A 26,040-nucleotide genomic window follows, 5' to 3' on the forward strand; every position below is an offset into this window, starting at 1 on the left:
GCGTTAATCGTGCGGTTTATCTTCCTTCGCTTTCTCGGCTTCCTTCGCCTCGATTTCACGATACCAACGCGGATGGTGTTTGCGCGCCCATCGGCGACTTACCTTACCTTCCACCATGCCCTTGATCGATCCCTTAACCCAGAATGCCATATACATATGGATCAGGATGGCGTGGATCAGCACGATAGCTACCGCGGCGTGAATCAGTAGCGAATAGCGCACCAGCTCAATCGGGAAGTGCTGAGCAAAATACGGACGCCAGATAATAATGCCCGTCACCAGCAGCACGAAGATCAGGCTCATGATGCTCCAGAACATCATCTTCTGTCCGGCGTTATATTTTCCCACATCCGCGACTTCATGCTCATTGCCTTTTAGCACTTCAACAATGTTGACCACCCACGGCACGTCTTCGCGTTCAGGGATGTTGTGCTTCACAAAACGGAAGAACATAAACATTAGCGCCACAAAAATCAGTACGCCAAAGAACGGGTGCATTATGCGGCCCATTTGAGGCGTACCAAAAGTCTGTGTTAGCCATTGCAGCGTAGGGAAGAACAGCGCAATACCCGATAATGCAACCAAGAAGAAACAGATCACTACCGTCCAATGGCAGGCGCGATCGATAAACTTAGTACGAACAATCATTTTGCTTTTACTCATGATGGTTCCCCTTTTCGTCATCGCTCTCTTCTTCGTCACTCACTTCTTTGTTTGGGCCAATACCGATGTAGTGATAAATCAGCCCCGCAAAGGTGGCGATAAACCCAGCTACGGATAATGGCTTCAACACGCCTTTCCATAGACCCACGGCCATATCGATCTTCGGATCTTTCGGCAGATTGTGATAGAGCTCTGGCTTATCCGCATGATGCAGGACATACATCACATGTGTGCCGCCAACGCCCTCAGGATTGTATATCCCCGCCTGCTCAAAACCGCGTTTCTTCAGTTTTTCGACGCGCTCGCTAGCCACTTCCAGCATCTCTTTCTTGCTGCCGAAGTGAATCGCTCCGGTTGGGCAGGTTTTCACGCAGGCAGGCTCCTGTCCCACGCTGACACGGTCAACGCACAGCGTACATTTATACACACGATTGTCGTCTGGGTTCAGGCGTGGAATGTTAAACGGACAGCCCGCGATGCAATAGCCACAGCCAATGCAGTGTTCAGACTGAAAATCCACGATGCCGTTGGCATATTGGATGATCGCGCCCGCCGATGGGCATGCCTTCAGGCAGCCCGGATCGGTACAATGCATACAGCCATCTTTACGGATCAGCCACTCTAGCTTGCCGTTTTGCTCCACTTCAGAGAAACGCATTAGCGTCCATGACTTGGCGCTCAAATCAGCTGGGTTATCATAAACCCCAACGCAGTGCCCCACTTCATCACGGATGTCATTCCACTCTGAGCAAGCGACCTGACAGGCTTTACAGCCAATACAGGTCGAGACGTCAATGAGCTTAGCAACCTCTTCCTTGTAATCGCGAGCCTGCGGCGGCGGCGTTAAGGCATTGGTCGCCGAACGCTTAATAATGTCTTGTGATTGCATGGACATAAGTTCGGCTCCTTATACCTTTTCCACGTTAACTAAAAACGCCTTGTACTCTGGCGTTTGCGAGTTAGCGTCGCCTACAAACGGAGTCAGGGTGTTTGCCACAAATCCTTTACGCGCCACGCCTTCAAAGCCCCAATGAATTGGAATACCGATGGTTTCCACATCCTGACCATTAACGCGCAACGTGCTCAGACGACGGGTGACCACCGCTTTGGCTTTGATAAATCCACGCTTGCTGCTGACCTTAACCGTATCACCATGAGTAATTCCTTTCGCCTTCGCCAAGCCTTCGCTGATTTCCACAAACTGCTCAGGCTGCACAATGGCGTTTAAACGCGCATGTTTCGTCCAAGTATGGAAATGCTCCGTCAGGCGATAGGTGGTACCGACGTAAGGGAACTCCGTTTTTTCACCCATACGCTTAGCATCGGACTCATACAAACGCGCCGCTGGGTTAGAGATAACATTCGGATGCAGCGGATTAGTACCCAGTGGCGTTTCGAACGGCTCGTAGTGCTCAGGGAATGGCCCTTCCGCCATCTTGTCGATGGCAAACAGGCGCCCCAGTCCTTCCGGCTGCATGATAAACGGTCCGACGCCGCTGCCCGGTGCGGCGGTGTTGTAATCTGGAATATCGTTTCCGACCCATTTACTACCATTCCATTCGATCAACATCCGCTTCGGATCCCAAGGGTTACCCATTGGATCGGCTGATGCTCGGTTATAAATAATGCGGCGGTTTAGCGGCCATGCCCAAGCCCAGCCCAGCGTATTCCCCAAACCGGACGGATCGCTGTTATCGCGATTCGCCATCTGGTTGCCTTTGCTGGTCCAGCTACCGGCATAAATCCAGCAGGCACTGGCCGTGGTTCCGTCATCACGCAGAAGAGCAAACGTATCCAACAGTTGGCCTTTTTTCGCCAGTAACGTGCCGTTAGCGTCATACAAATCAGCTAACGCATAGCCGTTGTTTTCTTTAGCAACTTCTTCAGATTCAGGATGGTCTGGCTGTTCATAGCGCCAGCCCATTTTCAGCAGTGGCTCTGCGCCCGCTCCGCCTTCGTTCTGATACATGGTACGCAAACGGTGATAGAGGCCAGCCAGAATCTCGCCGTCATTACGCGCTTCACCCGGAGCATCCGCACCTTTCCAGTGCCACTGTAACCAGCGACCGGAATTGGCAATCGAGCCATCTTCTTCAGCAAAACAGGTAGATGGCAGGCGGAATACTTCAGTCTGAATAGACGCAGTATCGACATCGTTCATCTCACCGTGGTTTTGCCAGAAGTTTGAGGTTTCTGTTACCAGAGGGTCGATAATCACCAGATATTTCAGCTTCGAAAGCGACTCGACGACCTTATTTTTATCTGGGAATGACGCAACAGGGTTAAAACCTTGGCAGATATAGCCCGTCACTTTGCCCTGATCCATCATCTGGAAATATTTCATGACGTCGTAGGATTGATCCCACTTCGGCAGCCAGTCAAAGCCCCAGTTGTTTTCCTTCTGCGCGGCATCACCATAGAACGCCTTCATCAAGCTGACGAAGAATTTAGGATAATTGCCCCAATAGTTAACCTGCCCCGGCAGCGTGGCTTTTGGCGTATTGGCGGCCAGATAGGTTTCCAGAGTAGTTTGCTTTTCAGAAGGCAGCGTCAAGTAGCCCGGCAGGCTGGTAGACAGCAAGCCAAGATCGGTAAGCCCCTGAATATTAGAGTGACCACGCAGGGCGTTAACACCACCGCCAGCCATCCCCATATTGCCCAGCAACAGCTGAATCATCGCCATGGTACGAATGTTCTGCGCGCCCACGGTGTGCTGCGTCCAACCGAGCGCGTACAGGAACGTCGTAGTGCGGTCTGCGGCGCTGGTTGAGGCCAATACTTCACACACCTTGAGGAAGTCGGCCTGTGGCGTACCACAGATATTTTCTACCACATCCGGCGTATAACGACTGACGTGCTCTTTCAACAGATTCCATACGCAGCGTGGATGCTGCAAGGTATCGTCTCGTTTGGCATAACCATTTTCGTCGAACTGATAGTTCCACGTTGTTTTGTCATACTGACGTTTTGATTCGTCATAACCGCTAAATAGGCCGTCTTCAAACGTAAAATCATCACGTACCAGCAAGCTGGCGTTCGTGTAATGCTTGACGTATTCAGCGTTGATTTTGTTATTGGAAATCAGGTACAGCAGCACGCCCGACAAGAAAGTAATGTCGGTGCCAGAACGAATCGGCGCATAGATATCCGCGACCGATGCGGTGCGGGTAAAGCGCGGATCGACCACGATCAGCGTGGCATCGTTATTGTTTTTGGCTTCCATCGCCCAGCGGAATCCCACCGGATGCGCTTCAGCGGCGTTGCCGCCCATCACCATCACAACGTTGGCGTTTTTGATATCAACCCAGTGGTTGGTCATCGCACCGCGACCAAATGTTGGAGCAAGACTTGCTACCGTTGGTCCGTGTCAGACACGCGCTTGGTTATCAACCGCCAGCATGCCCAGAGAGCGGGCAAACTTTTGCGTTAGCATACCGGTTTCGTTGCTGGCCGCTGAGGCGCACAACATGCCGGTGGAGAGCCAGCGATTGACCGTTACGCCTTCGGCGTTTGTGGTTTCAAAATTCTTATCACGGTCATTTTTCATCAGCTTGGCGATACGCTCAAAAGCATCGTCCCAGCTAATGCGCTGCCACTTATCAGAACCCGGAGCGCGGTATTCTGGGTAACGCAGGCGATTTTCACTATGGACATAGTCCAGTAGGCCAGCACCTTTAGGGCAAAGCGCGCCTCGGTTCACCGGATGATCCGGGTCCCCTTCAATATGGAAAATCGTAGATTTAGCATTCTTGGCACCATCACCAAGGCTATACATCAATAACCCACAACCAACAGAACAATAGGTACAGGAGTTACGTGTTTCTTTTGCTCGCAGCAACTTATAGTTACGCGACTCCGCCAGCGCCAGACTAGGAGTGAACCCTAAAACTGCCGCTGTTGTACCAGCCATCCCGCCGGCGCAGATTCTAAAAAACTGTCTGCGACTGACGTCCATTGCCATCCTCATTGCTTCAATGATGTTTTTGTCAGCGGCAAACTAGCAGTTAAAACCCTGCTCATATTGAGTCAAATCAAAAAAGAGAACTATTTAGTCAATATTTACCCCTTAATAAGTATGAAGAGTAACGTTTCATTAACTCTAATGGCACACGGAATAAGGATTTGTAGGATTTACACCCATTACTTTCTTTATTCAAAAAATTAGATGGAAATGGAGGGGAAAGCCAAATTAGTCGTATATGAGTGATAAAAAAACCGCAACGTTATTGGCTGCGGTCTGATAAAACTTAGCTGGTAGCAATTCTTACAGCTCTTATCGTGTTGTATTACTGAGGAAGATAACGAATCACCAGCGACTACTCGCGCCGCCACCGCCGCTGCTTCCACCTCCTCCGCCAAAGGTTGAGGAGGAACTCGAAGAGCGTTTACTTTCCCAACCACTTTTCCGCCTAGAGGGCTGTACCGAGCGCCATCCCTTGAGAAACGGGAGTATTAAAAAAACGATAAACATGAAAATACCGAAGAAAACAGAAAACATTGGCTCAAGAGAACTCAATTTAAAAGGTGTGGGTTTAAGCAAGAGACAAACAGATTGGTAGACAACGTTACCCCCCCCCCATCCCGATACCGCCCCATAATGCCGGTAAAATAACCTTACTGCTTTTCGCGTTTAGCTTGAGTAAAAGCAATATGCCAACAATCCACACGTAAACCCCATACGGACTCGATGGCATATGGCTGATAGTTCTTCTCGTGTTGTCAGAAGCTGTATTAGTGCGATTGTGCGTTGTTGCTGCAGAAACGCCCTCCGCTGCACTTCTATCGGCCGTTTTTACACCGGTGAGCTTAAACGTTACCTGCTCAATACCGGAGCTAATGCCCTGTGCAAACTGATTTTTCTTAAATAACGGAACGATGTATCTATCTAACACATTTGCCGCGTCAACATCGGTCATCTCACCTTCCAACCCATATCCCACTTCTAATCGCAGAGTGTGGTTTTGCTTGGCGATGAGCAGTAATAAACCATCATCGCGCTTCTTATCTCCCAATTTCCACTGTTCAAAAACGCGTGTGGCATATTGTTCGATAGTTTCCTCGCCCGTGGTTTTTACCACTAAAACCGCAAGTTGATGGCCCGTTTTATTTTCGAAATTAACAATCTGATCAGATAGTTGCGCACTTTCACTATTCGTAATCGTATCGGTTAAATCGGTCACTCTTTGAGTTAACGCAGGAATCGGTATTTCTTTAGCAAATAGACTGCCGCTCATCAGTGATAACAGCAGAATCATTCCATATCCGAAAAAGCGCATCCGTTTCGCCTTATTTTGCCGTTGAAGGAGTTGAGAAATCTATCTTTGGTGCCGTGCTAATAGATTCGATATTTTCAGGCTGAAAAGTGAGTTTAGGCTTATACCCCTTCCAGCTAGCCGTCAGGTTGTTAGGAAACGTTCTAATGCGGGTGTTATAAGTTTGCACTGCCTGTACATAACGATGGCGAGCAACCGCAATCCGATTCTCCGTCCCCTCGAGTTGTACCATTAGATTGGTATAAAGCTGATCGGATTTCAGGTCTGGGTATTTCTCATTAACAACCAGCAAACGGGATAGCGCACTACTCATGCTGGCCTGTGCCTGCTGAAACTGCTTAATGCTTTGCTCATCCTGCGGAGCCTGCTGCATATTTGGCAATCCGCCTATTTTTGCCCTGGCCTCAGCAATCTGTGCGAATACCTCCGACTCGTGGGCGGCATACCCTTTAACGCTGGCGACGAGATTAGGGACCAGATCGGCACGTCGTTGGTATTGGTTTAATACCTCAGCCCAGGTGGCATTAACATTTTCATCATCCGACTGAATATCGTTATACCCACAGCCAGACAAAGCGAAAATGATCCAGAAACTGCACAACAAACGAAACAATGTTAATTTGTTCATCACTACTCCCTTAATAATAAACATATACTTCAGCCATCACGCTATTTTAGGTAACAGAGAAATATCCATATGGTATTTTTTAGGATTGTTTTTATCGATGTAAACGGTAATCGACTCACTCTGTATATAAGAAGAAGGATCGAATTTAATATTGTCACTATAAAAAACAAATAATTGGTTTGTATTTTTATCTAACCACTGGCTTTTAATCCGATAAGGTGAACGGCCATTAAATTGAATAGCCTGATTCAATTCAACACCGATAATTTGTGCATCAATAGGGACTCCCTCGTGAAGCAAACGGGCGCCTTGGCGAGAACGCACTCGCATAATCAGAAAGGGGACAAAACCGATGCCAGCAAACACTATTCCCATGCCACCCAGAATAATAGGGGCAATCCATTGAGAAAGTGCGTCATTTATCTCTGCGTTCTCTGGTGCATCTGCGGCATAAAGAACCTCAATGCTATTTCCTTCAGTACCTCTGTAGCTAGAACTCCCCGTTGAGGATTCGAAAACAATTCTCTTATTTTGATTGGTGTTAAAAGCAACAACGGGATGATAAGATCCTTTTGAATCACTCGAGCACTCATAGCGAACTTCGGTCACAACACCTTCAGCGCGTAAAGCAGTTTTCTGAAACTGCATGCTTGAATAGAGCATATAACCCGCAAGAATAAGCAGGATGCATCCCACACAAAAAAATAATCCAAGTACTTTTTTCACGACAAAATCCATAAATTGGTAATAAGTTATTCTATCACCAAGAGCATGTAGTAAAAAAAAAATTACAGTTAAGTGATACTTATTCCATATAGCGTAGCCAATTAAATTATGCCAATCGGTGAGAACAAAATAATAGTAAATAACACCTCACAGTAGCCGAAATAGGTAAGATGGTTACACCATTTTTATATTCCACTGCCGATTATTACCCTATTTTTATAAGGAATCCCCTATTCTGTTTTTATGGTATTGATTCCATAGCATTGATATCCCCATCAGATTTTCAAAACCGTTAGGTAAATATCATGTGCAAAATTATCGCGGTACACCCAATGCATTATGCGCAGATCCTGTGCCAGCAGAACCATAAGGTCGGTGAGTCGGTGTTTGCCTCAACCAGCCGCCCCATCAGTATGAAAATATATTTACTACTGCCCCAAAGAGCACAGCAGAATTAAAAAAGGCGGCCTGATGGCCGCCTCAATATCATAAGACTTCGTGAAAATTACTCGCCTTTTTTATCTGCCTGAATATATAACATTTCCAGTGCCAGCGTGGCCGCAGCCAGAGCGGTAATTTCAGACTGATCGTACGCTGGAGCAACTTCCACCACATCCATACCCACGATGTTAAGATCTTTCAGGCCACGCACCAACTTAAGCGCACGATCTGAAGTTAAACCGCCAATTACCGGCGTACCGGTGCCCGGAGCAAAAGCAGGATCCAGACAATCGATGTCGAAAGTCAGATAAACCGGCATATCGCCAACGATCTGTTTGATCTGCGCCAGCACGTCATCCACACCGCGATCGTTTACCTGCGCAGCGTCCAATACGGTAAAACCGTTATCGCGATCGAACTCAGTACGAATACCAATCTGCACGGAGTGATTTGGATCGATTAGCCCCTCATTTGGCGCATGGAAGAACATTGTTCCGTGATCGAATTTGCTGCCGTTGGCATAAGTATCGGTATGCGCATCGAAATGCACTAGCGCCATTTTGCCAAAGTGTTTGGCATGAGCGCGCAGCAAAGGCAGCGTGACAAAGTGGTCACCACCGAAGGTCAGACAGCGCTTACCGGACTCCAGCAATTTCTCGGTATGTGCCTGCAGAGAGTCACTCATGTCCTGAGCATCACCAAAGCTGAATACCACGTCGCCACAGTCAACTACATTCAGGCGATCGCGCAGATCGAAATTCCACGGCCAGCGGTTGCCTTCCCACGCCAGATTGGTGGATACCTGACGGATGGCGGCAGGACCATGACGCCCACCCGCACGGCCTGAAGTGGCCATATCGAAAGGTACACCGGTGATAACCCAATCAGCATCGCTGTCGTATGGCTGGAAATTCAGCGGAAAACGCAGGAAGCCAAAGGCGTTAGAAACCAGTGAGTTATCGGGTTTATTGCCCAGGGTGCTCATAATCAATCCTCGTTGAAGGCCACATTTGTTACAGGCCGAAGTCAAAGTACCGATGAAAAAAAATCCCTTCCGCGTCGTTAGCCCGACGAGAAAGGGATTTATTGTTCGCTTTTAAAGCTGCTATTAGCAATTATCGCCGTAAACTTTCCACTCTTCAAGCCTGATATGAACCCATGCTCACAACGTCGATAAAGCGCTGAATTTCTGCCAACTGCTCTCTATTATATTGGCAGGTTCCCACTTCAATTTTGGGCTTATTGCGTCCGTGAAAATCACTGCCGCAGGTCACATAGGCACCCTGCTCACACGCAAAATTGTAGAGTCGCTGCGCCAGCACCTCATCGTGATAGCTTGAGAAAACCTCAATGCCTGCTACGCCCGATTCCAACATCAGCTCGAGCATCGCCTCATGTTCTTCTTTCAGGTTAGCCCCAATATGCGCAATCACCGGTATTCCACCATTATTGCGAATCAAATCAGCCATATCCTCTAACGCAGGATAGGTCACTGGTTGATAACAGGCTTTGTTGGGGCCAAAGAAATCCCAATAGAAATTGATTAACGGCATATCCGCACGTTCACCACCTGAGCGATATGGTAAGAGCAGTGAATTGCCGGCATTGCGCTCATCCTCCAGAATGGCCTCGCCCATTTGCTCTTCCTGCGGCAAGCGACCGTTAGCTAATCGAATCAAATGTTCATCATCAATGAAAAAGCCCAATTCACGCAGCTTGGTCAATTTTACCGGTACGAGCTCACGCTGAATGTTATTAAAGTTTTCATAAACCAGAGAGAAGTCATCCGACGGTGTAAAACCGTAGCCCAGCAGATGGAAATTGCGTCCTTGAAAGGTACAGTCGATTTCAATTCCCGAAATAATATTCAGGGAGTCACTACGCCATTTTATAGATTCTGCAAATGAAAATGCCGAGTTATGATCGGTCACCGCCAGCGTAGTCACTCCTTCGCGTAGGCAGCGAGCGATCAATTCAGCCACCGGATAATCCGCGTCATCACTGTAATGCGAGTGCATATGCAGATCGATTTTCTCCATGTGAAACTCTCCACGTCTCTGTTCGGTATGATCCTCACTATATCAGCAATAAAAAAGGGTGCCGAAGCACCCTGATACTTTGTGATCTGACTCAATGTGATCTTACTTATTACCACTTAGAGCTGAGGATCACTCATCTTCGAGATAGGTATACCCATATAAGCCAGATTCGAACTCATCCAAGAACTGCGTTTGCAGTTCAGGCGCCAGATCGGTTTTACGTACCTGATCGCGGAAACGAGTGAGCAACACTTCCGGATCGAGCTGAACGTATTCCAGCATCTCAGCCACCGTGTTGCCTTCATCAGAATCTTGAACCTCAACGCTACCATCTTCAAAGACAAATACGTCAACCGATGCGGTATCACCGAACAGGTTATGCATATTGCCCAAAATTTCCTGATAAGCCCCCACCATGAAGAAACCGATCAACGGTGGATTTTCAGGATCGTACTGAGGCATTGGCATGGTCGTCGCAATGCCGTCACCGTCGATGTAGTGATCGATAGCACCATCAGAGTCGCAGGTGATATCCAACAGCACCGCGCGGCGCTCAGGCGCTTGATCCAAGCCACTCAATGGCAGTACAGGGAACAACTGATCGATACCCCATGCATCCGGCATTGACTGGAATAGCGAAAAGTTAACGTATAGCTTATCGGCCATGCGCTCCTGCAGCTCATCGATAATCGGGCGATGTGCTCGATTGCTTGGATCCAGATGTTCCTGAATCTGGCTACAGATCGTCAGATACTGTTGCTCTGCCCAAGCACGCTGGGTCAGATCCAGAATGCCATGCGCATATTGGCTATGGACATCATTCAGGTCGAGCTGGCTGTCATGGAGCCATTCGCGCAGAGAACGCTTAGTGCCAGAATCCTGCATCTCTTCCCATGTTGCCCATAGGCTTTGCAGCGCGCGCGGTGCGTCTTCTGCCGGCGCAATCGGTGCATGGAACTCATTGCGCTCAACGCCAATCACGTTGGAAACCAACACGGTGTGATGCGCGGTAACGGCACGGCCAGACTCGGTGATCACTGTCGGATGCGGCAAACCGTGTTCATTACAGGCATCACCGATCCCCCAAATCACGTTATTAGCATATTCGTTCAGGCCATAGTTGACTGAGCAATCAGACTGGGAACGTGTTCCTTCATAGTCCACGCCAAGACCGCCGCCGACGTCAAAGCACTGAATATTAACGCCAAGCTTATGCAGCTCAACATAGAATCGTGCCGATTCACGCACCCCTGTGGCGATATCGCGAATGTTCGCCAACTGAGAACCCAAGTGGAAATGCAGCAGTTGCAGGCTGTCTAAGCGCCCAGCCTCACGCAGGGTTTCGACCAATTGCAGAACCTGAGTCGCAGCCAGACCAAATTTCGATTTCTCACCACCGCTTGACTGCCATTTGCCTGAGCCCTGAGAAGACAGACGCGCACGCACGCCTAAACGCGGCACGACATTAAGACGCTCAGCTTCTTCCATTACCAGCTTAATCTCGGACATCTTTTCGATGACCAGATACACCTTGTGTCCCAGTTTCTCGCCGATCAGTGCCAAACGAATGTATTCGCGATCTTTATAGCCATTACACACAATGACAGAGCGAGTCATACCGGCATGCGCCAGCACGGCCATCAATTCGGCTTTTGAACCCGCTTCCAACCCCAGAGGCTCACCGGAATTCACCAGAGATTCAATGACGCGACGATGCTGGTTTACCTTGATGGGATAGACAAGGAAATAACCGCCTTCATAACCGAAGGATTCACGCGCACGTTTGAACGCCGCATTAATAGAACGCAAGCGATGCTGCAGGATCTGCGGAAAACAGAACAGCGCAGGCAGACGCTGGTTGCTCTCTTTTTGCAGCTTCTCAACCAATTGAGTCAGATCGACGCGCGCCTCTGGGACGTCGGGATCAGGACAAACCGAAATATGACCCAATTCGTTGACGTCATAATAGTTGCCACCCCAGTAGGCGACGTTATAAGTACTCAGCATTTTGCTGGCATTACGATCATTCATGGCAACCTCCTGCATAGAACGCAAATGATGGTGTCCGGCCGCTTCCTGCGGGCGTTGGCTGAGTTCGTTAGACATGCCGAACTCCTTGTGCACTATCGTGGCAAATAATGGAATTATTCACAGCACGGTTATTCACTATCGCAGCAACATCTGCGCTTAACAACCCACACGCCGGGATTTTTGGCGTGACCACAAAGCTCAGCGCCGGACAAAATGCCGGGCTGATATAAGTATAAGAGCAAAACACGTCGCTAACTCCGTGGGTCGGGGAGTGCATTCTTGAATGCAGGACAAACCCCAATGAAAATTCACCAGCCACGTTATTTGGTCGTCATACCACGTAGCAGGTTACCCTTGTTCAGTCATCAGTTGCCGCTATCGGCGTAAGAATCCTGAGTCGCGCCCTATATTCACCAAAGTGATGAATAACATCGGGAAAATGCGAGAAATGCAGATAAATAGGAAGGAAAGCGCAATGCGCGGGACGGCGAGGCGTCACAATGACGCAGGGTATTGCAGGAAGTCACGGTATCAAACAAAGCCGTTGTCTTAAACAAAGCGGTTTTGCAAATAACAGTGTCTAGCGCGACGGATGTCGCAATGATATCAGTGCGGATCATTACCTGAACCACCTCCATGTCTGCGGTTATCGCTAACGCACAGAGCCAAAAAGTTAACAGTGTGTTGAAACTGACAGTATGAGCAGCAACCCATACCCTCCTCGGCTGGAAGTGAGACACATAGCCGCGCGCAGTTTATACAATCAACTCGCCTTAAATGCAAAATGAAATTTTACTAAAAACTGTTTCTGAGCGTTTACGCAGGTGTAAAGGTTCTGTTCTAGATATAAATAGTGCTCATTTGATAAAAGCACGCAGTAAAAATGACTGGAATGTTATGGCGGGTCTGGCTTAAAATAGCCGTCCAGATGTTAATCCATCTATACTTATTGACAGATAAACTGCTGAACGGCTTTGCCTGAGGGGCGTTGCAGGATGCATCAGGCACCAGCACTAGCGTGTTATCCCCACTCGTAAGGGTATATCGCTAGCGACTGATGTACATACCCCAGCACTACGCAGTCACGATAAACCCGTCTTTTGAAGGTAAAGAACATAATGGCTAAACACCTTTTCACCTCCGAATCAGTGTCTGAAGGACATCCTGATAAGATTGCTGACCAAATTTCTGACGCCGTGCTCGATGCGATTCTGGAACAGGATCCTAAAGCGCGCGTAGCTTGTGAAACCTACGTTAAAACCGGCATGGTGCTGGTTGGTGGTGAAATTACCACGAACGCATGGGTTGATATTGAAGAGCTGACTCGTAAAACCGTTGCTGAAATCGGCTATGTAAGCTCCGATATGGGCTTTGATGCCAACTCTTGTGCCGTATTGAGCGCCATCGGTAAACAGTCTCCAGACATCAATCAGGGCGTTGACCGTACCGATCCTCTGGAACAAGGTGCCGGTGACCAAGGCATTATGTTTGGTTATGCAACCAACGAAACTGAAGTTTTGATGCCTGCACCAATCACCTATGCTCATCGTTTGATGGAACGTCAGGCCGAAGTCCGTAAAAACGGCACTCTGCCATGGTTGCGTCCTGATGCAAAAAGTCAGGTTACCTTCCTGTACGACGACGGTAAAATTGCGGGTATTGACGCAGTAGTTCTTTCTACCCAGCACTCTGACAGCATCAGTCTTCCTGACCTGCAAGAAGCAGTAATGGAAGAGATTATCAAGCCAGTTCTGCCACCAGAATGGTTGTCGTCTAATACCAAATACTTCATCAACCCAACAGGTCGTTTCGTTATCGGTGGTCCAATGGGTGACTGTGGTTTGACGGGCCGTAAAATCATCGTTGATACCTACGGCGGCGCAGCTCGTCACGGTGGCGGTGCATTCTCCGGTAAAGATCCTTCTAAAGTTGACCGTTCAGCCGCTTATGCCGCTCGTTACGTGGCGAAAAACATCGTCGCCGCGGGCTTGGCAGATCGTTGTGAAATTCAGGTTTCTTACGCTATCGGCGTTGCTGAACCCACTTCAATCATGATCGAAACCTTCGGCACTGAGAAAATCTCTACCGAACAACTGACTCTGCTAGTACGTGAATTCTTCGATTTGCGTCCATATGGTTTGATCCAGATGCTGGATCTGATTCAGCCAATCTATCGTCAAACCGCAGCCTATGGTCACTTTGGTCGTGAGCACTTCCCTTGGGAAAAAACCGATAAAGCGGCATTGCTGCGTGAAGCTGCGGGTCTAAAGTAAGATTTAACTCGCGCTAGATTATTTCGCATCAATAAAGCAGGCCATGTGAGCCTGCTTTTTTTTGTCTCAAATCAGGTCAACCACCATGAAAACGATTACATAATATTTCCAATTAAACTAAAAAAATTATTAATGTACACTTAATGAACATCAAAACAAATATATAACCATCGCAAACTATTGACAAAAAATCATAAAATTCAATCAAATAGTCCATTTTCACTGTAAATAAATCCATAACCACACATCCATTCACTATCACGGTGAATACCACGCCAGTGTAAACGATTACATTTCTGTGATCGGGAGCACTTACATTCAAGCCATAGATTCTTAACATGATAGATATACAAACGAGTTTCTTTTCGGAGGCAGTATGAGTACTACCGTGAGTACACACCCGGGTCGTAAAGCCCGTTCAAATGCCAGCCTGACGTTTTTTGTCTGCTTTCTCGCTGCGCTGGCAGGCTTATTATTCGGACTGGATATTGGTGTTATCGCTGGTGCTTTGCCATTTATCAGCGAGACGTTTCAGATCACCAGCTCTCAACAAGAATGGGTTGTGAGCTCCATGATGTTTGGCGCAGCGGTTGGCGCAGTCGGCAGTGGATGGTTAAACTTCCGCATCGGTCGTAAATACAGTCTGATGATCGGCGCAGTATTATTTGTCGTCGGTTCACTTTGCTCCGCATTTGCCCCAGACGTAGAAATACTCATCGTTTCACGTGTATTGCTGGGTTTGGCCGTGGGGATCGCGTCTTATACTGCTCCAATTTATCTTTCTGAAATTGCTCCAGAAAAAATCCGCGGCAGCATGATTTCCATGTACCAGTTGATGATCACCATCGGTATTTTAGCCGCTTATTTATCTGATACCGCTTTCAGCTACACAGGTGCATGGCGCTGGATGCTAGGTGTCATCACCATCCCTGCGGTTCTGCTGTTGATTGGGGTATTCTTCCTACCGGATAGCCCTCGCTGGTTGGCCGCTCGTGGCAGTGATGAAAAGGCGCGCCGCGTGTTAGAAAAGCTGCGTGACACCAGCGAACAAGCCAAAAACGAATTGGACGAAATTCGCGAAAGTTTGAAAGTGAAACAAAGCGGGTGGGCATTATTTGTAAACAACAAAAACTTCCGCCGTGCCGTTTATCTGGGTGTCTTGTTACAGGTGATGCAGCAGTTCACCGGTATGAACGTCATCATGTATTACGCACCAAAAATCTTCGATTTGGCCGGTTTTGCCAGCACTTCTCAGCAGATGTGGGGCACCGTTATCGTCGGATTGGTGAACGTGTTAGCAACCTTCATCGCCATCGGACTGGTTGACCGCTGGGGTCGTAAGCCTACGTTAATCCTCGGTTTCATTGTGATGGCACTGGGCATGGGTACATTGGGTACGATGATGAACATCGGCATCTCCTCCGTCTTTGCTCAGTACTTTGCCGTCATCATGCTGCTCATCTTCATCGTTGGTTTCGCTATGAGCGCTGGTCCGCTGATTTGGGTTCTGTGCTCTGAAATCCAGCCGTTGAAAGGACGTGACTTTGGTATCACCTGCTCAACCGCAACCAACTGGATTGCTAACATGATTGTCGGTGCCACCTTCCTGACCATGCTGAACTCTCTGGGTAGCGCGCATACCTTCTGGGTTTATGCCGGTCTGAATATTATCTTCATCTTCATTACGCTGGCGTTAATCCCTGAGACTAAGAACATTTCTCTGGAACACATCGAGCGTAACCTGATGCAAGGCAAGCCACTGCGTAAGATTGGATCCAAATAATCGGCTAATGCGATAGCGAGATTAGCCAAAAGCCGCATAGTACTAGTACTATGCGGCTTTTGGTTTTTTTGGCAGTAACAACAGCAAGCGTCGTTTTATCGCGCAGGTTTCACATCAGCGATAAACGTCGGTAAATCCCAAGTTCCACCTAACCGAATATACCGACACATGCCGGTGTCGGCCACTTTGCTTTGACGAAAGGCCTGCCCGTCCCACACCCAGCTCGCCATCGACATGCAATCAGCTGGCCCGCGCCCTTTCTGGCTTAAAGAAATAACGCCTGCGTCATAGCTGGTGCCGGAATCTGTCACCATGACCGGTTTTTCTTTCAACGCATTATCGATCACCCAGTAGCCGTAGCCTTCGTTGTAGGCCGCTCGCCAGCAAAGTGTCGAGAGAAGAGCATGTGTTTTATCGAGCGGCGTTAGCGTAATTCCCTCATCACTTTCAGCAGTGTCATCTGGGGATGGCTGTAAACGGTCACATCCGTCATCCGGTGTCAAAGTGGAAACCAATTTAGGTTTCAGCGCAGCAAGCTCAGGAGCAGTCAACGGGCGCTCTTTTCCTGTTTCAGTCTGCGCCGCCTGAATCACCGGCGCGGGGATCGCGGCCAATACGCTGTCCTCTGGCTTATCTCCTTTTTTCACCATCGCACCCGGTGTACCAATCCGCCCTTGAACATCATCCATCTTTAGCATTACTGCGTATGCGCCGTCGCCAGAAAGTATAAAGGGGTCGGGAGCGCCTCTGAACTCAACTTTTCCCGTTCCTTTTAGAGCGCGAATGAGCTTCTGATTCTGCACCGCTGATAAGTGCCAGATATCATTTTTTCCTGCCTTGGCCTCCCCCTCGAATTTATCATCGATCCACATTGTGAGTTTCTTAGGAGTCTTATCGGCCGATTCAACTTCAGCCAAAATAACTTCGCCGCTAATTGGCGTATTGGGGCCTGCTTTGCGTGTAAACAAGATTGAGCCGCTAGGCTGTTCTTCTGTGCTATAACCCGCCGCACGGCAGGTTAACGTGTTATCACAAGTGACTTCCCAGTCTTTATGATCGAACGACACTCCGCTCGCAGCCCAAGCTGGCATACTGGATACCGCTGCTAACAGTAGCGTTAATTTATGTATTCGCTTCATGCCATATATTCCTTAATAGTGATCCGATAACTGTGCACTTCAGATCGCATAAACCGGAGCTGTATTTTGATCTGCTCTGCGGTTATCTTTCCGTAAACGATCTCATTTAGCGATGATCTTGATAAAATACGACGATAAGAAGGGACTTTCATTGATGCTACACGGCACCTACCGTCACATGCATTCTTCGATGGCAAAGAAGAGCATTTTTTCATCGTTCATTCCCGCAGGGATTATGCTGCCCCTCATCATGTGTGCCGCGCCAGTATTTGCAGCCTCTTTTGACTGTGAAAAAGCGGAAAGCAGCATAGAGCATACCATCTGCGATACCACGTCATTAAGCGCCCTCGACAGTAGCTTGAATGAAAGCTACCAGATCGCGATGTCTAACCTTCCAACAACTCAAGCAAATGAGTTACGTACAGCCCAAAGAAACTGGATCAAGCAGCGCAATGGGTGTGCAGCGAATCCCGAGCGGCTCGAAAGCTGTTTACAAAAAAGCATGGCGCAGCGTGACCGTGAGCTGCAAGAGATAGCCGGCCAAGCAACATCAACGCTAGACAACATCATTCGTGGCATACCTGCCAATCCAGCGATTGCAGCACAGAAGTTAGCGTTATATCGCGGCCCTCTCGCTTCTGCTTGGCTCGTTTATCTTCACCAGTTTGAACCCTCCAGCCAGATAACCGATGCAGAAGCCGCACAGCGCTACCAACAGGCGGTAAAAGGGTTAGGTAGCTCATGGGCTGGCGAATTGCTCCACGACATAGAAAAAGATCCGGCGACAACCAAAAACTCAGCCACGCTTACCCTGCTACGCATGACCATTGAACAAAATGAAAATCACTATAGGGAAATCATTAACGGCAAAGAAAGGGAGTATGCCCATTGCTTTATTTTCAAGCGCCAAGGGAAAGCCGCCTATGACACATTTGGTGCGCTGTATGGCTCATCTCTCGATGGAAACGCTCCGATTTGTTCGCCGCAAGGGGATTTATTTCAACGCCCCGCATGGAAACAATTAAATGACGCAATGGCAACGATCGTTGATAAAGCCAGCTTAGATATGGGAACCATACGTTCCGCCAGCTATGCAGACTGGAGAATGTTCGATCTGCATGTCACTGTGTCGCCAAGAGATTTTCTAAAATCTGAGCCCAACACGACAGCGGCCAATAGCCCAGAAAGTGCAATCCAAGCTTGGAACGATAAAGAATGGCCAAAACAGGAACGTGATGCCGTACTGAATGCGGTTAATGAGGCGCGTAAAACAACGGCACAATGGCTTGTGACAGAACAACATTTCACTAAGACCGATGCGGAGAAGGCAGCTAACGCCATCGTTCAGGATTGGTTAACCATGCGCTTGAATTTTATCGGTGAATCACCACTCTCTGATGAATAATCGCTCTCACGTCACCATTTATTCCGCTTTTAGGTTAGCGGATAGTTCGATTAATTAGCTGAAAGCCAAAAACGAAAAAGGCTCCAATCTGGAGCCTTTTAAACAATCTAAAGCGCCTGCAATTATTTTGCAGCAGCTTCTTCTGCATCACCCAGCAGAACGGATTCCAGAGCAATTTCAATCATGTCGTTGAACGTCGTCTGGCGTTCTTCGGCAGTGGTCTGCTCGTGGGTACGGATATGGTCAGAAACGGTGCAGATGGTCAGCGCTTTCGCACCGAACTCAGCCGCTACGCCGTAGATACCTGCCGCTTCCATTTCCACGCCCAGAATGCCGTATTTGTCCATTACGTCGAACATAGATGGATCTGGAGTGTAGAACAGGTCAGCAGAGAAGATGTTACCTACGCGAGCGTTGATGCCTTTCGCTTTAGCCGCGTCAGATGCATTACGTACCATGTCGAAATCTGCAATCGCTGCATAGTCATGGTCTTTAAAACGCAGACGGTTAACTTTAGAGTCAGTACATGCCCCCATACCGATAACCACATCACGCAGTTTAACGTCCATACGTACAGCGCCACATGAACCAACGCGGATAATTTTCTTCACGCCGAAATCAGTGATCAGCTCTTTCGCATAGATAGAGCAGGATGGGATACCCATACCGTGACCCATAACAGAGATCTTACGACCTTTGTAAGTCCCGGTGAACCCCAGCATGCCGCGCACGCTGTTTACCTGACGGACGTCTTGCAGGAAAGTTTCAGCAATGTGTTTTGCACGCAGCGGATCGCCCGGCATCAACACAACGTCTGCAAAATCACCCATCTCGGCATTAATATGCGGCGTAGCCATAATTCGTATCCTTTTGGTATATGAATCTAGATATTCAAACTTGCTGTGAAATGAAACGCCACCCGATCCATTGAAATCAGGTGGCGCTCAGAAATTAAAACATGGATTTACCGTAATCCATTGGTGACAAACCAAAGTAGTTCGCTACCGTTTGACCAATATCAGCGAAGGTTTCACGGTGCCCCAATGAACCCGGTTTCACTTTAGGGCCGTAAACCAATACCGGAATGTGCTCACGAGTATGGTCAGAGCCAGCCCAGGTTGGGTCACAGCCATGATCAGCAGTGAAGATAATGATATCGTCATCTTTCACCAATTTCAGCATTTCTGGCAGACGGCGGTCAAACAGCTCCAGCGCAGCGGCATAACCCGCTACGTCGCGACGGTGGCCGTAAGAGGAGTCAAAGTCGACAAAGTTGGTGAACACGATAGTGTTGTCACCCGCTTTTTCCATTTCCACCAGCGTGGCGTCAAACAGCGCATCGATACCGGTCGCTTTCACTTTTTGGGTGATCCCAACGTTCGCGTAGATATCGGCAATTTTACCGATAGAAACCACTTCGCCGCCCTTCTCATCAACCAGCTTTTTCAACATAGTTGGAGCCGGTGGCTCAACGGCTAAATCGTGACGGTTGCCGGTACGCTTAAACTCACCCGGTTTGTCACCCACGAATGGACGCGCAATAACGCGACCAATGTTGTAACCACCTTTGGTCAGCTCTTCACGCGCGATTTCGCACAGTTCATACAGACGATCCAGCCCGAAGGTCTCTTCGTGGCAGGCAATCTGGAATACCGAGTCAGCCGAAGTATAGAAAATCGGTTTGCCGGTTTTCATGTGCTCTTCGCCTAACTGATCTAAAATCACAGTACCTGAAGAGTGGCAATTTCCTAGATAACCCGGCAGATTGCCGCGTTTTACCAGAATATCCAGCAATTCCTGCGGGAAGCTGTTTTCATGATCGGAGAAGTAACCCCAGTCGAACAGAACCGGAACACCAGCGATTTCCCAGTGGCCAGACGGGGTATCTTTACCGGAAGAAAGCTCGCTAGCATAGCCATATGCGCCAATGATTTCGGCGTTTTTATCCAGTCCCTGCGGGAAACGCCCCGTAGATTCTTCAGCCGCTTTACCCAATCCTAAACGGCTCAGGTTTGGCAGTGTCAATGGACCTTTACGACCGATGTCGGCTTCGCCGCGCGCGCAGGCGTCAGCGATATGACCTAAAGTATCGGAACCCACATCGCCAAAGCGTTCAGCATCTTCACTCGCACCGATACCAAATGAGTCTAATACCATGATAAATGTACGTTTCATCTTACTCTCCTGCGCTTTAGCGCTGTGGCCAAAGAGCCGATGCAAACTTGGCGACTCTTTGGTTTTAATTCTTAGGCTGGCTTAACGTCCACGCATTAAGTATGGCGTTTACTCGGTGATACGGCGATAGACAACCGGATTTTCTGCCGGCGCTTTATCACCCAGAACGATAGCGCTGCGAACGGCCTGAGCCGCCTGCTGCCAAGAGGCTTCATCGGAAGCATGCACTATCGCTAACGGGCGCTGAGCGTCAACGTTATCACCCAGACGAACCATATCGGTTAAACCAACGCTGTAATCAATGCTGTCAGTTGCACGGCGACGTCCACCACCAAGTCCAACAACAGACATGCCCAATTCACGGGTATCCATAGCGGTAATAATACCACTGTGCTCAGCAAAGACAGGCTTGCTTAATGTCGCTTTTGGCAAATAGCTGTCATAGCGTTCAACGAAATCAGCCGGGCCACCTTGTGCGGCAACCATACGACCAAAGACTTCAGCCGCTTTGCCGTTATCCAGTACCGCTTGCAGTTTATTGCGGGCGTCTTGTTGATCTGCGGCCAAATTACCAGAAATCAACATTTCAACGCATAAAGCCATAGTGACTTCAAGCAAACGCGGATTGCGATACTCGCCCGTCAGGAACTGAACCGACTCACGCACCTCAACCGCATTACCCGCGCTGGATGCCAATACCTGATTCATATCCGTCAGCAATGCCGTCGTTTTACAACCCGCACCGTTAGCCACGCCAACGATCGACTGAGCCAATGCTTCGGACAGCTCAAAGGTTGGCATGAAGGCACCAGAGCCGACCTTAACGTCCATGACCAGCGCATCTAGGCCTTCCGCCAGTTTTTTCGCCAGAATGGATGCTGTGATCAGTGGGATAGAATCGACCGTCGCGGTAATGTCACGCGTCGCATAGAAACGTTTGTCGGCAGGAGCCAAAGAGTTGGTCTGGCCAATAATTGCCACACCCACTTCAGAAATAATTTTACGGAAACGCGCATCGTCAGGGAAAATATCAAATCCCGGAATCGCTTCCAGTTTATCCAGCGTACCCCCGGTATGGCCCAAACCACGACCTGAGATCATCGGAACATAACCGCCGCATGCGGCCACCATTGGGCCAAGCATCAGAGAGGTTACGTCACCTACGCCGCCGGTGGAGTGCTTATCCACAATAGGACCATTCAGGTTCAATGCCTTCCAGTCCAGAACGGTACCGGAATCACGCATCGCCATCGTCAACGCAACGCGTTCAGGCATGACCATATCGTGGAAGAAAATGGTCATCGCTAAAGCGGCAATTTGACCTTCAGAGATTGTATTGTCGCGAATGCCATTGATGAAAAAGCGAATTTCTTCTTCACTCAGAGCATGTCCATCACGTTTTTTACGAATAATTTCTTGTGCCAGGAACAAGGTTGTATCCCCCTGCTGATTTATATCTTCTTTCGTTGAGTCAAAGCTCAAGACATTAGATATAGGTGTAGGTTAAGAGGTATGTTCTGCGGAACGCCCCGCATCATCTATTCAATTCAAGTACTAACAATGACCGCGACGAAACCGTCGCGGCAAAAGATTCGCTTAATCTCTCATTCATTGACGCTGTTGCATGAGAAATCAGGCAGATCAGCGTCAAGAACCAGCAGACTTAGTAAGCGCTGCCAGTGCCTTTGGTGTCATAGCCTAGCGTTTTCAGCAGGCTAGCCAACAGGCTGGAAGCACCGAAGCGGAAGTGGCGGGAATCAGCCCAGTCATCGCCCAGCAGACGACCTGCCAGAGCCAGATATTCGGCAGCATCTTCTGCGGTACGTACGCCACCCGCTGGCTTAAAGCCAACGGTTTTGCTGACGCCCATATCGCGGATCACGGTCATCATGATTTCAGCGCTTTCTAAAGTCGCGTTAACAGGCACTTTACCGGTTGACGTTTTGATGAAGTCAGCGCCCGCTTTGATAGAGATTTCAGACGCTTTACGGATCAGTGCGGCATCTTTCAATTCGCCAGTTTCGATGATCACTTTCAGCAATACGCCAGCTTCATTACAGGCGTCTTTGCAAACTTTAACCATGTCGAAACCAACCTGCTCGTTGCCAGCCATCAGTGCGCGGTATGGGAATACCACGTCAACTTCGTCGGCACCGTAAGCGATAGCCGCTTTGGTTTCCGCCAGAGCAATAGCGATGTCATCGTTACCGTGTGGGAAGTTGGTTACGGTTGCGATATGAATTTCAGGGGTGCCTTGTTCGCGCAGCGTTTTACGCGCAATAGGAATGAAACGTGGATAGATGCAAACTGCTGCGGTATTACCAACTGGGCTTTTTGCCTGATGGCACAAGGCGATCACTTTTTCATCAGTGTCATCTTCGTTCAGAGTGGTCAGATCCATCAACTGTAACGCACGTTTTGCAGCAACTTTTAAATCAGTCATTTTACTCTCCAACTTGGCTGAACTGGCTTGGCCGAGATTCAGACACAATGATTTAGGGTTCGGAGGCTTCACTGTTCACGTTAAACGCGTAAGCCTTGAAGGTATCCCAATACGTTGGCGAGCGGACTTGGTTCCTTGAAGATACTGTTCCGGCTAAAGACCGGAAAGCAACTGAGATCCTTCTCACCGCATATGGCCCTTCATGGTCAACATCATATGTTACTATTTGAACACAAACCCTCCGTCACATTTGTGCTCAACATCACAGTCAATGAAAAACAGACTGTAACGTCACGAGATTATATGTGATTAGCATCACGAAATAACCTCTTATATCGATGAAAAAGGCATTACCTTCTACCAGCCTATATCAGGATCAATAGATTGCCAGCTCATCATCTTTAGAATGACGGTCAAACAGGACTATTGCCCGCAGAGAGGCGTTATGACAAATTCGATCGATACGACTTCACTACCTTCTTTCTTACAGCGTTGCCAGCAAATTGCCACTAGCGAAACGCTCTCTCCAGAGCAAAAACGTCACTTTTTAGCTCTTGAGGCCGAGAACGCATTACCCTATCCAAGTCTACCGCCAGAGGCGCGTCAGGCACTGGATGACGGCGTAATTTGCGATATGTTCGAAGGCCATGCTCCGTACAAACCACGTTACGTTCTGCCGGATTACGTCAAGTTTCTGGCACAGGGATCGGAGTATCTGGAGCTAGAGCCAGCACAGGATTTTGACGACGCCTTGAATATGCTGTGCATCCTGTACCACCATGTTCCTTCCGTCACATCGATGCCGGTGTTTCTCGGTCACTTAGACAGCTTACTGCTGCCTTATGTTGGAATTCTAACAGAAAACGAATTATATATCCGCATAAAACGTTTCTGGCGTTATCTGGATCGCACTTTACCTGATGCCTTTATGCACGCTAACATCGGGCCTAGCGATAACATACTGACGCGTCTGATTTTACGCGTAGATGCAGAGCTCAAGCAGGTTGCACCAAACCTAACCTTTATTTACGATCCGCAAATCACTCCGCAATCCCTACTGCTTCAAGCCGCCAGCAACATCTGTGAATGCAGTAAACCACACATCGCTAACGGCCCTATTCATGATAGTATTTTCACAAAAAATGGCTATGGCATTGTGAGTTGCTACAACTCATTGCCTCTCGCCGGCGGTGGAAATACGCTGGTGCGCATCAATTTAAAGCAGGTTGCCTTGCGTAGTGAATCCTCAGAAGATTTCTTTACCCATCAGTTGCCTTATTACTGTCGTCAGCAGATTGAAATCATCAATGCACGTACTGATTTCCTCTATAACCAGTCGAACTTCTTCACCCAAAGCTTCTTGGTTAGCGAAGGGTTAATCGATCCACAGCGCTTCGTCCCTATGTTTGGCATTTATGCGCTAGCAGAAGCCGTTAATATTCTGATGGAAAAAGATGGCCTGACGGGAAGCTATGGCGAAAACGACGCAGCCAATCAACTTGGCTATCGCATCAGCAATCAATTAGCTGAGTTTGTCGCACAGACACCAGTGCAACACGGATGGAAACAACGCGCGATGCTGCATGCGCAGTCAGGGATTAGCTCTGACATAGGCACTACGCCGGGAGCTCGTATTCCCTACGGCACTGAGCCCGATCCGGTCACACATCTGATGACCGTTGCGCCGCATCATGCTTATTACACCTCAGGCATCAGCGATATTTTGACACTGGAAGAGACCATCAAGAGAAATCCTGAAGCCATGATGCAACTTTGCTTAGGTGGATTTGCCGCAGGAATGCGTGAGTTCTCCGCTAACGTCTGCGGCAACGATCTGGTTCGCATCACCGGCTATATGGTCCGCCTGTCCGATATTGAAAAATTTAAAGCAGAAGGTTCCCGTCTAAATACGACATGGCTAGGTGAAGAAGCAGCCAAAAACACCGGTATCATGCAACGCCAGCCACGAGTGATAAGCCATGAACAGACGATGCGCTTCGGTAAGTAAAATCTTACCGTTTTCTTGTGTCGATGGGCCAGGCAGTCGTCTGGCCATTTTTCTGCAAGGATGCAATCTTCGCTGCAAAAATTGCCATAATCCGTACACCATTGGGATGTGCGATAACTGTGGCGACTGCGTGACAACCTGCCCTCATCAGGCACTAAGTTTGGTGAGTGGCAAAGTGCAGTGGGATGCTGACGTCTGCCAACAGTGCGATACCTGTCTACAAACCTGCACCCAGCACTCAAGCCCTATGACGCAAATTTATAGCGTTGACGCCCTTCTGATTCAGGTCAAACGCAACGCGCCGTTTATCAATGGCGTAACCATCAGCGGCGGTGAGGCGACTCTCCAGCTTCCCTTTTTATGTGATTTTTTTGCCGCTATAAAATCCAGTCAAGAGTTAGCGCATCTCACTTGTCTGGTTGATAGTAATGGCGATTTATCAGAAACCGGTTGGCAAAAGCTGTTGCCTTGGATAGATGGGGCAATGCTCGATCTCAAAGCATGGGATAACGAATGCCACAGAGCATTAACGGGGCGAGATAACTATCGGATTAAACAAAGCATTCTATGGTTGGCAAAACGGGGAAAATTGAGTGAACTGCGTTTATTAGTGATCCCTGAGCATAGCGATCACCTCCAGCATGCAGATGAACTGGCTGAGTTTATCTTATCTCTCGGCGATGTTCCTGTTCGCCTCAATGCATTTCACCACCACGGCGTACGCGGAGAAGCAAGCGGATGGAAAAGTGCGACGCAACAAGATATAGAAACGCTGGCTGAAGCGCTGACCCAACGAGGCGTTAAGCAAATCACTCGTCCAGCCCTCTATTTATAACCGTTTCGACATTCCCCCTAATGCCGGTCACTTAAGCGTGATTTTAGGGGAAGTACACCGATGGGGTCGTAGCAGCTTTAGCTGCCGACAACTTTGCAGGGAGCAAAGTTGAACAACGCTTTAGCGTTGCCCCTTAGGGGGGAACACATGGATGTGTTCCATAACCGCCCCGCGGTGT

Annotated in this window: 20 protein-coding genes; 6 read left to right on the top strand and 14 right to left on the bottom strand. The window is 48.7% G+C overall.

Going from position 1 to position 26,040, the window contains the following annotated elements:
• Nucleotides 1-3: 3 nt before the first annotated feature.
• From fdnI to M988_RS17060, 6 genes are all read right to left on the bottom strand, one after another.
• The gene (fdnI, locus tag M988_RS17030; protein ID WP_008815014.1) at nt 4-663 is read right to left on the bottom strand and encodes a formate dehydrogenase-N subunit gamma; all 660 of its coding nucleotides are present in this window, start codon (nt 661-663) and stop codon (nt 4-6) included.
• A complete protein-coding gene (gene fdxH / locus M988_RS17035; RefSeq protein WP_008815013.1) occupies nt 656-1,558 on the bottom strand; it encodes a formate dehydrogenase subunit beta in 903 nt (300 codons plus the stop codon). The genes fdnI and fdxH overlap by 8 nt, the downstream gene beginning before the upstream one ends.
• Before the next feature lie 12 nt (nt 1,559-1,570).
• Complete coding sequence (fdnG, locus tag M988_RS17040; RefSeq protein ID WP_096079962.1) at nt 1,571-4,618, bottom strand: formate dehydrogenase-N subunit alpha; 3,048 nt, start codon at nt 4,616-4,618, stop codon at nt 1,571-1,573.
• Between the two features lie 610 nt (nt 4,619-5,228).
• Complete coding sequence (locus tag M988_RS17050; RefSeq protein WP_248846519.1) at nt 5,229-5,939, bottom strand: TPM domain-containing protein; 711 nt, start codon at nt 5,937-5,939, stop codon at nt 5,229-5,231.
• A gap of 10 nt (nt 5,940-5,949) precedes the next feature.
• Nucleotides 5,950-6,564 (bottom strand): LemA family protein, encoded by a 615-nt coding sequence (locus M988_RS17055; RefSeq protein ID WP_064575090.1) that lies wholly within the window; start codon nt 6,562-6,564, stop codon nt 5,950-5,952.
• A gap of 36 nt (nt 6,565-6,600) precedes the next feature.
• Complete coding sequence (locus M988_RS17060) at nt 6,601-7,290, bottom strand: DUF3592 domain-containing protein (protein ID WP_248846520.1); 690 nt, start codon at nt 7,288-7,290, stop codon at nt 6,601-6,603.
• Between the two features lie 305 nt (nt 7,291-7,595).
• Between M988_RS17060 and M988_RS22985 the strand changes: the two genes are divergently transcribed.
• Nucleotides 7,596-7,748, top strand: coding sequence for a hypothetical protein (locus M988_RS22985; RefSeq protein WP_166712931.1), 153 nt, complete (start codon nt 7,596-7,598; stop codon nt 7,746-7,748).
• Nucleotides 7,749-7,795: 47 nt separating this feature from the next.
• Here the strand turns inward: M988_RS22985 and speB are convergent, their stop codons facing one another.
• From speB to speA, 3 genes are all read right to left on the bottom strand, one after another.
• Nucleotides 7,796-8,716: an agmatinase gene (gene speB, locus M988_RS17065; protein ID WP_004846823.1), complete on the bottom strand. Its 921-nt coding sequence runs from the start codon at nt 8,714-8,716 to the stop codon at nt 7,796-7,798.
• Between the two features lie 154 nt (nt 8,717-8,870).
• A complete protein-coding gene (locus M988_RS17070) occupies nt 8,871-9,770 on the bottom strand; it encodes a PHP domain-containing protein (RefSeq protein ID WP_064575094.1) in 900 nt (299 codons plus the stop codon).
• A 129-nt stretch (nt 9,771-9,899) separates the two neighbouring features.
• Nucleotides 9,900-11,876 carry a biosynthetic arginine decarboxylase gene (gene speA, locus M988_RS17075; RefSeq protein WP_008815006.1) on the bottom strand — a complete coding sequence of 659 codons (1,977 nt, stop codon included), beginning with the start codon at nt 11,874-11,876 and terminating at the stop codon, nt 9,900-9,902.
• 1,043 nt (nt 11,877-12,919) lie between these two features.
• Here speA and metK point away from each other — a divergent pair.
• Complete coding sequence (gene metK, locus M988_RS17080) at nt 12,920-14,074, top strand: methionine adenosyltransferase (RefSeq protein WP_004846810.1); 1,155 nt, start codon at nt 12,920-12,922, stop codon at nt 14,072-14,074.
• Between the two features lie 376 nt (nt 14,075-14,450).
• A complete protein-coding gene (locus M988_RS17085; protein ID WP_004846806.1) occupies nt 14,451-15,857 on the top strand; it encodes a sugar porter family MFS transporter in 1,407 nt (468 codons plus the stop codon).
• Between the two features lie 95 nt (nt 15,858-15,952).
• Here M988_RS17085 and M988_RS17090 read toward each other — a convergent pair whose 3' ends face one another.
• Nucleotides 15,953-16,996, bottom strand: a complete 1,044-nt coding sequence (locus tag M988_RS17090; RefSeq protein WP_039187963.1) for a DUF1176 domain-containing protein — start codon at nt 16,994-16,996, stop codon at nt 15,953-15,955.
• A 112-nt stretch (nt 16,997-17,108) separates the two neighbouring features.
• Here M988_RS17090 and M988_RS17095 point away from each other — a divergent pair, with 112 nt between their 5' ends.
• Nucleotides 17,109-18,401, top strand: a complete 1,293-nt coding sequence (locus M988_RS17095; protein ID WP_082919472.1) for a lysozyme inhibitor LprI family protein — start codon at nt 17,109-17,111, stop codon at nt 18,399-18,401.
• 122 nt (nt 18,402-18,523) lie between these two features.
• Here the strand turns inward: M988_RS17095 and deoD are convergent, their stop codons facing one another.
• From deoD to deoC, 4 genes are all read right to left on the bottom strand, one after another.
• Complete coding sequence (gene deoD / locus M988_RS17100) at nt 18,524-19,258, bottom strand: purine-nucleoside phosphorylase (protein ID WP_004846800.1); 735 nt, start codon at nt 19,256-19,258, stop codon at nt 18,524-18,526.
• 94 nt (nt 19,259-19,352) lie between these two features.
• Nucleotides 19,353-20,576 carry a phosphopentomutase gene (deoB, locus tag M988_RS17105; RefSeq protein ID WP_008815003.1) on the bottom strand — a complete coding sequence of 408 codons (1,224 nt, stop codon included), beginning with the start codon at nt 20,574-20,576 and terminating at the stop codon, nt 19,353-19,355.
• Between the two features lie 108 nt (nt 20,577-20,684).
• Nucleotides 20,685-22,007, bottom strand: a complete 1,323-nt coding sequence (gene deoA / locus M988_RS17110; protein ID WP_039187962.1) for a thymidine phosphorylase — start codon at nt 22,005-22,007, stop codon at nt 20,685-20,687.
• Nucleotides 22,008-22,239: 232 nt separating this feature from the next.
• Nucleotides 22,240-23,019 carry a deoxyribose-phosphate aldolase gene (gene deoC / locus M988_RS17115; protein WP_004846795.1) on the bottom strand — a complete coding sequence of 260 codons (780 nt, stop codon included), beginning with the start codon at nt 23,017-23,019 and terminating at the stop codon, nt 22,240-22,242.
• 445 nt (nt 23,020-23,464) lie between these two features.
• Here deoC and M988_RS17120 point away from each other — a divergent pair, with 445 nt between their 5' ends.
• Nucleotides 23,465-25,027: a YjjI family glycine radical enzyme gene (locus tag M988_RS17120; protein ID WP_114444302.1), complete on the top strand. Its 1,563-nt coding sequence runs from the start codon at nt 23,465-23,467 to the stop codon at nt 25,025-25,027.
• The gene (locus tag M988_RS17125) at nt 24,999-25,862 is read left to right on the top strand and encodes a YjjW family glycine radical enzyme activase (protein ID WP_064575095.1); all 864 of its coding nucleotides are present in this window, start codon (nt 24,999-25,001) and stop codon (nt 25,860-25,862) included. Before M988_RS17120 ends, M988_RS17125 begins: the two co-directional genes overlap by 29 nt.
• Nucleotides 25,863-26,040 lie beyond the last annotated feature (178 nt).

It is taken from the genome of Hafnia paralvei ATCC 29927, assembly GCF_001655005.1.
Classification (GTDB): domain Bacteria; phylum Pseudomonadota; class Gammaproteobacteria; order Enterobacterales; family Enterobacteriaceae; genus Hafnia; species Hafnia paralvei.